This is a genomic window from Devosia sp., assembly GCF_028290645.1.
GTDB lineage: Bacteria > Pseudomonadota > Alphaproteobacteria > Rhizobiales > Devosiaceae > Devosia_A.
The window spans coordinates 1-8,916 of the sequence record NZ_JAQGJL010000002.1 but is presented as its reverse complement, the minus strand read 5'-3'; the positions used below and the strand labels follow the sequence as shown (position 1 = coordinate 8,916).

At 64.0% G+C, this 8,916-nt stretch carries 12 protein-coding genes; 2 read left to right on the top strand and 10 right to left on the bottom strand.

Annotated features, from left to right (window positions below):
• The 5 genes from JWQ89_RS00075 to JWQ89_RS00055 all read right to left on the bottom strand — a co-directional run.
• Positions 1–390: thiamine pyrophosphate-dependent enzyme (locus JWQ89_RS00075; protein ID WP_299637333.1), on the bottom strand; the 390-nt coding region annotated here is incomplete at its 3' end.
• 126 nt (positions 391–516) lie between these two features.
• Positions 517–912: a septum formation initiator family protein gene (locus JWQ89_RS00070; RefSeq protein ID WP_299637331.1), complete on the bottom strand. Its 396-nt coding sequence runs from the start codon at positions 910–912 to the stop codon at positions 517–519.
• A 207-nt stretch (positions 913–1,119) separates the two neighbouring features.
• Complete coding sequence (locus tag JWQ89_RS00065; RefSeq protein ID WP_299637330.1) at positions 1,120–1,725, bottom strand: nucleotidyltransferase family protein; 606 nt, start codon at positions 1,723–1,725, stop codon at positions 1,120–1,122.
• A 49-nt stretch (positions 1,726–1,774) separates the two neighbouring features.
• Positions 1,775–3,049, bottom strand: a complete 1,275-nt coding sequence (gene eno / locus JWQ89_RS00060) for a phosphopyruvate hydratase (RefSeq protein WP_299637329.1) — start codon at positions 3,047–3,049, stop codon at positions 1,775–1,777.
• Between the two features lie 115 nt (positions 3,050–3,164).
• Complete coding sequence (locus tag JWQ89_RS00055) at positions 3,165–4,130, bottom strand: NAD(P)-dependent oxidoreductase (protein ID WP_299637327.1); 966 nt, start codon at positions 4,128–4,130, stop codon at positions 3,165–3,167.
• A 412-nt stretch (positions 4,131–4,542) separates the two neighbouring features.
• Between JWQ89_RS00055 and JWQ89_RS00050 the strand changes: the two genes are divergently transcribed.
• Positions 4,543–4,791: a hypothetical protein gene (locus JWQ89_RS00050; protein WP_299637326.1), complete on the top strand. Its 249-nt coding sequence runs from the start codon at positions 4,543–4,545 to the stop codon at positions 4,789–4,791.
• A 29-nt stretch (positions 4,792–4,820) separates the two neighbouring features.
• Positions 4,821–5,084: a hypothetical protein gene (locus JWQ89_RS00045; protein WP_299637324.1), complete on the top strand. Its 264-nt coding sequence runs from the start codon at positions 4,821–4,823 to the stop codon at positions 5,082–5,084.
• A gap of 35 nt (positions 5,085–5,119) precedes the next feature.
• On the opposite strand, the gene JWQ89_RS00040 is transcribed toward JWQ89_RS00045, so the two are convergent.
• The 5 genes from JWQ89_RS00040 to rpsM all read right to left on the bottom strand — a co-directional run bounded on the left by JWQ89_RS00040 (position 5,120) and on the right by rpsM (position 8,736).
• On the bottom strand, positions 5,120–6,163 hold the full coding sequence (locus tag JWQ89_RS00040) for an NAD-dependent epimerase/dehydratase family protein (RefSeq protein WP_299637322.1): 1,044 nt from the start codon (positions 6,161–6,163) through the stop codon (positions 5,120–5,122).
• A 113-nt stretch (positions 6,164–6,276) separates the two neighbouring features.
• Positions 6,277–6,705 carry a 50S ribosomal protein L17 gene (rplQ, locus tag JWQ89_RS00035; RefSeq protein WP_299637320.1) on the bottom strand — a complete coding sequence of 143 codons (429 nt, stop codon included), beginning with the start codon at positions 6,703–6,705 and terminating at the stop codon, positions 6,277–6,279.
• A 61-nt stretch (positions 6,706–6,766) separates the two neighbouring features.
• The gene (locus JWQ89_RS00030; RefSeq protein WP_299637318.1) at positions 6,767–7,786 is read right to left on the bottom strand and encodes a DNA-directed RNA polymerase subunit alpha; all 1,020 of its coding nucleotides are present in this window, start codon (positions 7,784–7,786) and stop codon (positions 6,767–6,769) included.
• 103 nt (positions 7,787–7,889) lie between these two features.
• The gene (gene rpsK / locus JWQ89_RS00025; protein ID WP_299637316.1) at positions 7,890–8,282 is read right to left on the bottom strand and encodes a 30S ribosomal protein S11; all 393 of its coding nucleotides are present in this window, start codon (positions 8,280–8,282) and stop codon (positions 7,890–7,892) included.
• A gap of 85 nt (positions 8,283–8,367) precedes the next feature.
• On the bottom strand, positions 8,368–8,736 hold the full coding sequence (gene rpsM, locus JWQ89_RS00020; RefSeq protein ID WP_299637314.1) for a 30S ribosomal protein S13: 369 nt from the start codon (positions 8,734–8,736) through the stop codon (positions 8,368–8,370).
• Positions 8,737–8,916 lie beyond the last annotated feature (180 nt).

Sequence of the window (8,916 nt, the reverse complement as noted above, 5' to 3'; positions counted from 1 at the left end):
GATGCCGTTGCCGCCGTAGAAGCGGTGCTCGTTGGAGAACATGTGCATCGAGCCGCCCTTGCCCTTGCTCAGCCCGCCGCCGCGGCCGGTGAGCTCGGCCATCACGCCCTTGGGGTCGAGGCCCATCACCAGCATGTGGCCGTGGTCACGGTAGCCGGTGATCTGGGCGTCTTGGTCCTTCTTCGAGGCCATGGTGACGCCGGTGACCACTGCTTCCTGGCCGATATAGAGATGGCAGAAACCCCCGATCAGGCCCATGCCGTACATCTGACCGGCCTTCTCTTCGAAGCGGCGGATGAGCAGCATGTCGCGGTAAGCGGAGAGTTCCTGATCCTTGGTCAGTTCGGGGACGTTGGACTGGGCCGGTGTGGCCGCCGCTTTACGCGCCATGGGCGAGATCTCCGGAATAGGACTGAGCCGCATCGTTGCCGCGCGGCGATAGGCCGCGAACGGGCGGAGCTTAGCGCAAAATGGTGGCTGATGCGAATCCCGGAATTGCGCGAAGAAACGGCGCTATCAGTCTATGCCGCTTTCAATAATTCCAGTTAACTTGTCTGTGGTTGATATCAAATCTGAACTTGAATAAGGTTTACCGGTCGCGGGGTCCACCATCACCACGATATCATCGGCCTGCGCCATTGATAGCAGCGCCCTCGCGCGCTCGGAGACTAGATCGGGGTCCATCCTGGTGGTCTGGAACAGTTCGATCCGATGCCGGAACGAATCGATATCGGCTTGCAACGCACCAGAAGCGGCACTGAGCTCATCGATCTCGGCCTCGAGCACATCCTGGCTCTCGATGCCGAACTGCCCGGTAACGACACTGTAGCCCAGGTACCCCTGGAAAGCGATGAGCCCGAGCGCGACTGCGACGTGGCGCCAGAAGGCGGGGCGTTTGAGACGGGTGGGCATGGGTGAGGCTGCGCTTGGTTCTCTTGGCTCCTCTTATAGTTCGCCGCGGCTTAACGGGTGGTTGCACCGTAGCCGATGGATGGAGTGGGGGGATAAGAGTCCCGATTGACGCAGACGGCCCCTACCCGCCTCCCCCATCAAGGGGAGGTGCGCCGGTGGTTGGGGAGAGGCCGTGTTTATTGGAGGGTTGGGTCTGCTTCGGGCCCCTCACCAAGGCTTCACCACTACCTCGGGCCATACCGACTTTGCCCGGGCACCCTTCCTCTCATGCGTCTCGCGATTGTTGCGCCCCCGGTTGGGGACGATGCGGAAGCTGAACAGGTGATCGAGGCCGTAGGGGGCGTAGAGTTCGATCTCCCCTGCCCCGTCGAGGCGTGCGCCGACGGAATGGGTGAGCGAGGCGAAGCGGTTGATAGCTTCGCACGAGGAGCCGAGCGGCGCGTAGGGTTCGCCGAAATGGTCCTCGTACCAGAGGTGGACGCGGGCCTGGTTGCGGAGCTGAACCGGCAGCGGCAGGCCGGCGCAGGCTTTCTCGGCGGCGCGGATAGCCCGGTCCTCGGCCTCGTAGCTGAGGTCCGAGGCGTCGAAGTAGAACAGGTCGATGTCGTTGATGCCGGTGAGCGGCGGGCGGCCGGTCAGGTGGTTCCAGACGCTGTTGTAGATGGCGCCGGAGACGAGCCAGGTATCGGGTAACGCTAGCGACTGCGCCCGATCGAGGACATCCAGCAGGATGGGCGTTGCGCGGATGATCTCGCGCAGGGCGTCGGCTTGTGCGGCTGCAGGCCGGCCGGAGTGTCGAAGGTGGTCGCTCATGACCGCGACGGTAGCCGATTCAGCTACCGCCGCGTGTCAGGGTTTCAGATCAGCCGCGAAGAATGCTGCGGCCGGCGTACTTCGCCGCCGTGCCGAGTTGCTCTTCGATGCGGATCAGCTGGTTGTACTTGGCCAGTCGATCGGAGCGGGACAGCGAGCCGGTCTTGATCTGGCCGCTGTTGCAGGCGACGGCGAGGTCCGCGATGGTCGAGTCCTCGGTTTCGCCGGAGCGGTGCGACATCACCGAGGTGTAGGCGGCGCGGTGGGCGGTGTCGACGGCGTCGAGGGTCTCGGAGAGCGAGCCGATCTGGTTCACTTTCACGAGGATCGAATTGGCGACGCCCATCTTGATGCCGGAGCGCAGGCGCTCGGTGTTGGTGACGAACAGGTCGTCGCCGACGAGCTGGATCTTCTTGCCTAGCAGGTCGGTGAGCGCCTTCCAGCCGTCCCAGTCGTCTTCGGCCATGCCGTCTTCGATGGTGATGATGGGGAACCTGTCCACGAGACCGGCGAGGAATTTCGCGTTCTGCTCGGAGGTAAGGGTCTTGCCCTCGCCCTCCATCTCGTACTTTCCGCCCTTGAAGTACTCGGTCGAGGCGCAGTCGAGACCGAGATAGACATCCTTGCCGGCGGTATAGCCGGCCTTCTCGATCGACTTGACGATGTACTCGAGCGCGGCTTCGGCGGAACTGAGGTTGGGGGCGAAGCCGCCTTCGTCGCCGACATTGGTGTTGTGGCCGTCGGCGGCGAGGCCCTTCTTCAGGGTGTGGAAGATTTCCGAGCCGATCTGCACCGCGTGCGCCATGCTCTCGGCGCCGACGGGGAGGATCATGAATTCCTGCATGTCGATCGGGTTGTCCGCATGAGCGCCGCCGTTGATGATGTTCATCATCGGGACCGGCAGGACGTGGGCGTTGGGGCCGCCGACATACTTGTAGAGCGGCAGCTCGCTCGATTCCGCGGCGGCCTTGGCGACGGCAAGCGAGACGCCGAGGATGGCATTGGCGCCGAGTCGGGACTTGTTGGGGGTGCCGTCGAGCTCGATCATCGTGCGATCGACGCCGATCTGGTCGAGGGCGTCGAGGCCCTGGATCTCGGCAAAAATCTCGGTGTTGACGAAATCCACGGCCTTGGTGACGCCCTTGCCGAGGAAGGGCTTGCCGCCGTCGCGGAGTTCCACGGCTTCGTGGGCGCCGGTCGAAGCGCCCGAGGGTACCATAGCGCGGCCGAAGCTGCCATCATCCAGCACCACGTCGACTTCGACGGTGGGGTTGCCACGGCTGTCAAAGACCTGCCGGCCGGTGATGTCGATGATGGTAGACATGTGCGCTGCCCCTTGTCCGTGCAATCGATTACTAGGCCCTTGTTAGACAAGGGGGCTGACACAGTGAAGGGGGCGCGCGGATAATTTTGCGCCTGCCCCGGGTCGGACGGGGCGGCTAGTCTTGCGGGCGTTCCACCCGGCCGTTGTCGACCAGCCAGGCGACCGCTTCCTGCACCGCCTCCAGCGAGGAATAGCGGGGGGTGAAGCCGAGGAGGCGGCGGGCCTTGTCCATCGAGTGGCTCGGGCTGCGGGCGATGTGCTCCCAGGTGGCGTTGGCTTCCTCGGGGACCTGATGGGTGCGCCACTCGTCGTAGGGCTGGAAGCTCAAGCGCGGCTCGCGGCCGAACCAGCGATACATGGCTTCGGCAAAGCCGCGCAGATTGATGGCCTGGGGCGACACCGCGTTGAAGGCTTCGCCGATGGCGGTAGAGCGGTAAGCGATAATGGCCATGACCAGTCGGGCGAGATCGTCGGCGTGGACGTGATGGACGGTTTCGAGGCCGAAATTGGGGAGCGCCAGTTCCTCGCCACGGGCGATCTGCGAGAACACTTCGGCGTTGAAGTGTCCGGCGGGGTTCAGGGGGCTCCAGCCGGGGCCGACGATGTGGCCGGGCCGGAACGTGGTGGCCGGAAAGCCCGCGCGGCGGGCTTCGGCGAGAAGGAAGGTCTCGATGGCGGCCTTCTGGGTGCCGTACTCTCCAAACGGGTTTAGCGGCTGATCCTCGGTGGCGGGGATAGCGGTGTTGTGGCCGTAGACCCAGATGGTGCCGCACTGGATGAAGTGCTGGACCCGGCCGCGCAGGGCTTCGACGAGGTGCCGGGCGCTTGGCAGGGTGAAGCAGATCATGTCGATGACGATGTCGGCCTCGAGGGCCGCGATGGCCACGCCGAAGCTGCCTTCGGCCTCAGCGGCGTCGCGGTCGATGAGGATGGTCTCGACTTCGCCCCAGGCGGCGTTCGGCGTGTAGGGCTTGCGCTGGCCGCGGGTGACGTTGACGACGCTGTGGCCGGCCTCGACCAGGCGAGGCACCAGATAGGTGCCGACGTGGCCGCTGCCACCGATGATTGCGATTCTCGACAAGGCTTCCTCCGTGATGCCCGGAGCTTAGTCCGTTGGTGCGACGGGGGAAAGACGAGTGGCTGCCGACGCCCTCCGGACGTGTCGAGGCGCCCGACTGGCCTGGGCCATCGGGGTTTTCTTGCATTTCTTGCCGCTCTTGAAGCGGCATGGACGGGACTTCGTCCCGGTGCGGGTCGTCCCGCGAACTGTACAAGGTTGGGACTCTCGCCCCGCCCAATTGCGTACGGTTTTTTGGCTCGGTGGTGCGCAAAGCGTACGCTTTCACCAAACCCCAAGGGAGGCGGCCTCCGCCTGGCCCGAACCCTCTCCGCGATGCCCCGTCGGCACCTCGCATCGGAAAGGTACATGCAGTATAAGCCGAATCCCCGACGCGGGAATAAGTTTGCCGCGCGACACGCAAAGGGGTGTGCCGATGAGCTATCTGCCCGTTGAAATGCTGGGCTCGCGGATCATGATCTGCGGGCCATCCAACTCCGGGAAATCGACGCTGGCCCGAGCCTTGGAGCGGAAGCTCGGATTGCCGGCAGTGTATCTCGACTTGCTGCGGCACCAGCCCCATACCGACTGGGAGATGCGGCCGGACGACGAGTTCGAGCGACTGCACGCCGAGGCCGTTGCCGGTGAGCGGTGGGTGATAAAGGGAACTATTTCGGCCGGATAAGGCAACGACTGGACCGGGCGACTGGGATCGTGTTCCTCGGGAGCGAGCCGCTACGCGGACTCAGTCGCTACGTGCGGCGGACACTGTTCGCGAAGAACCGCCCCGGCCAACTCGAAGGGGGCGTCGACCGGCTCAAGTGGTCGCTTGCGCGCTTCATCGTTTTCGAGCAACCGCGGAAGCACGCGCGGGATCGGGCGATCTTGAACGCCAGCGGACACCCGATGATTGAACTTACATCGATGCGCGAACTCGACGACCTGTACGGCGCCCGGGGACTCGAACGCGAGGTCTAGGAGTGTGATCGTGATCGGCGTCGGCGGTGGCCGCGCTACGAGGTCTTCTGTTTCACCAGTCCCAGGCGGATGACGCTATCGGCGGTGGCGAGGATCGAGTCCTTGGCGGCTATGTACTTGCGGCCGAGGAGTTTCTCACCCTTGGAGCCGTCGAACACTTTCTCGTTGCCGATATCGTTGATGATCTGGCGCGCCGGGCCACCGAAGGCGGCGATCAGCTTGATGATCCAGTCGGGGACGGTCTTGGAGGTCACCTGCCACTCCGGGTGGGCTGCGCGGAGGATGTTGCCGACCTCGGGGAACGGGACGTATTCGGCGGTGGCGAGGTAGCGCTGGCCGATGGTTTCGGGATTGTCGAGCGCGGCGAGGTGGAGGGCGGCGACGTCGCGGACGTCGATGATGGAGAAGCCGTTGGAGGGCATGGCGGGGGTGGTGCCGTTCAGGAGGCCTGAGACCAGCCCCAGCGAGATGCTGGCGTCCTGGTCTAGCGCCGGCCCGATGATGGCGCCCGGGTGGATAGTGGTGAGGCCGATGCCGTTGTTCTTGGCGAAGGCCCAGGCGAACTGCTCGGCCTTGGTCTTCCCCACGCAATAGGCCCAGGTCCAGCGCATGCCGTCGAGATTGGTGAAATAGGTCTCGTCATAGACACGCCGGCCGCTGGTCTGGCCGTGGCCGTAGCCGACGGTGGCGATCGACGAGGTCATGATGAAGCGCTTGATGCCAGCTTCGTTGGCGAAGCGCAGGACGCGCTGCGTGCCTTCGAGCGCCGGGCGGACGACGAGGCTCTGGTCCTTGGGCTCATCGGCGCGTATGGCGGTGGCGATGTGCATGACGACGGATACGCCCTGCATCGCGTCAGCCCAGCCCTTGTCCTCGAGGAGGTCGGCTTCGACGAGCTCGAGGTGAACTAGGGCGCCCTGCCCCAGTTCGGCGGCCAGCGTGTCCATGACCTCACTGGCGCGGGACAGCGAGCGCACGGTGCCACGCACCTGATGGCCCGCTCTCAGCAGCTCGAGAATTGTCCATTTGCCGACGAAACCGGTCGCACCGGTGACGAGGATCAGGCCCTGGTCCGTCATCTCACTCTCCCCAATCGAGTGTCGCCATTACCGCGCAGAATATGTTCCGCGGTCAAACGAAAAGGCGGCCCGGGCAACCGGACCGCCATTGATGTTGTGCCGATGCTTCGGGCTTACGCCGCGGCGGCTTCGTCTTCGGTCTCGCGCGCTTCCACCGGACCCGAATCGAGGCCCTTGGCGTCGACGTCGCGGTCGACCAGCTCGATCACCGCGAGGGCGGCGTTGTCGCCGTAGCGGAAGCCGGCCTTGAGGATGCGGATATAGCCGCCGTTGCGGTCCTTGTAGCGGGGACCGACGACCGAGAAGAGCTTCGCAACCTGGGTCTCGTCCTTCATCTGGGCGATGGCCTGGCGGCGGGCGTGCAGGTCGCCGCGCTTGCCCAGCGTGATCAGCTTCTCGACGATCGGACGCAGTTCCTTGGCCTTGGGCAAGGTGGTCACGATCTGCTCGTGCTTGATCAGCGAGGCGGACATGTTGGCGAACATGGCCTTGCGATGGGACGAGGTCCGGTTGAGCTTACGGTTCGAATTGCCGTGGCGCATTTTGTTACTCCCTAAGGCCCGGGCGTCTCACGACGGGCGGTTGGCGGCTGTGCTGGCCGGCTTAATAATGATCTTCGTAGCGCTTGGCCAGATCGTCGATGTTCTCAGGCGGCCAGTTGGGCACATCCATACCGAGGTGCAGGCCCATCTGAGCCAGCACTTCTTTGATTTCGTTGAGCGACTTGCGGCCGAAGTTCGGCGTGCGCAGCATCTCGGCTTCGGTCTTCTGGATCAGGTCGCCGATATAGACGATGTTGTCGTTCTTCAGGCAGTTGGCGGAACGGACCGACAGCTCGAGCTCGTCGACCTTCTTGAGCAGGGCCGGGTTGAAGGCAAGCTCCGGGACCGTGTCCTGGGTCTTCTCCTTGGTCGGCTCCTCGAAGTTGACGAACACCGACAGCTGGTCCTGGAGGATACGCGCGGCGTAGGCTACGGAGTCCTCAGGCGAGATGGCGCCGTTGGTTTCGACGGTCAGCGTCAGCTTGTCCTTGTCGAGGCTCTCGCCGGCGCGGGTCGCGTCGACCTTGTAGGAGACGCGGCGGACCGGGGAGAACAGGGCATCGACCGGGATGTAGCCGATCGGGGCATCGTCCGGACGGTTCTTGTCGGCGGGGACATAACCCTTGCCGGTGTTGACCGTGAACTCGATGTTGATCTCGGCACCGTCGTCGAGGTGGCAGATCACGAGGTCCGGGTTCAGCACTTCGATGTCGCCGGTGACCTTGATGTCGCCGGCAACGACCGCACCGGGGCCCTGCTTGGTGAGGGTGAGACGCTTCGGGCCTTCGCCACCCATCTTGAGGGCGATTTCCTTGACGTTCAGCACGAGGTCGGTAATGTCTTCCCGAACGCCCGGGAGCGACGAGAATTCGTGCAGGATGCCGTCGATCTGGATCGCGGTAACAGCTGCGCCCTGGAGCGACGACAGCAGCACGCGACGCAGCGCGTTGCCGAGCGTCAGGCCGTAGCCGCGCTCAAGCGGCTCGGCCACGACCGAAGCCGTGCGAACGCTGTCGCTGCCCGAAACGATGTCCAGTTTGGTCGGCTTGATGAGTTCCTGCCAGTTCCGCTGGATGGTCACGGTGGTGTCCTTTCAAATGGGCGGTCCGCCTAACCGCCTGTCCGCTATGCAATATCCCTATCCCGGCGCGAGGGGCGCGCCGGGAGATCTACCGTGACGGATGTTAGACGCGGCGACGCTTGCGCGGCCGGCAACCGTTGTGCGGGATCGAGGTGACATCGCGAATGCTGGTGACGTTGAAGCCAGCAGCCTGCAGCGCACGAAGCGCGGACTCACGACCCGAACCAGGACCGCGCACCTCGACCTCGAGGGTCTTCATGCCGTGTTCCTGGGCCTTCTTGGCCGCGTCTTCCGCCGCGACCTGGGCGGCATACGGGGTCGACTTGCGCGACCCCTTGAAACCCATCACGCCCGAGGACGACCAGGAGATGGTGTTGCCCTGCACGTCGGTGATGGTGACCATGGTGTTGTTGAACGACGCATTCACATGCGCAACGCCATTGGTGATGTTCTTGCGTTCCTTGCGCTTGACGCGCGCAACTTCAGGTTTTGCCAATTTGCTTCCTCAGTTCGATATCAGCGCTGCCGTAGTTCCAGCAGCTACATCAGGGAGCGAGGGGGTTATCCCCTCGCGGCCCGTCTTACTTCTTCTTGCCGGCGATCGGCTTGGCCGGACCCTTGCGGGTGCGCGCATTGGTGTGCGTGCGCTGGCCACGGACCGGCAGGCCCTTGCGGTGACGGAGGCCACGGTAGTTGCCGAGGTCCATCAGGCGCTTGATGTTCATCGCCACGCTGCGGCGAAGATCGCCCTCGACCACATAGTCGCGGTCGATGGCTTCACGGATCTGGATCACTTCGGCGTCGGTCAGGTCGTTGACGCGGCGCTCGGCGGGGATGCCGACCTTCTCGGTGATGTCCTTGGCGAATTTCGCGCCGATCCCATGAATGTACTGAAGCGCGATGACTACGCGCTTGTTGGTCGGGATATTGACGCCAGCAATACGAGCCACGTCCACTCTCCATCATTCCGAGCTCTATGTAGGCTCGTATTGTTCAACAACAAGGGACCGGACCCCGACCCCCAACCCCGTTGAGGAACCGAATCCAGCCTTATATTCCATGAGACTGGCGCGGTTCTTATTGAAGGCCGGAGCGGGAGTCAACAGCCCCAGCCCCATTCACTCACACCA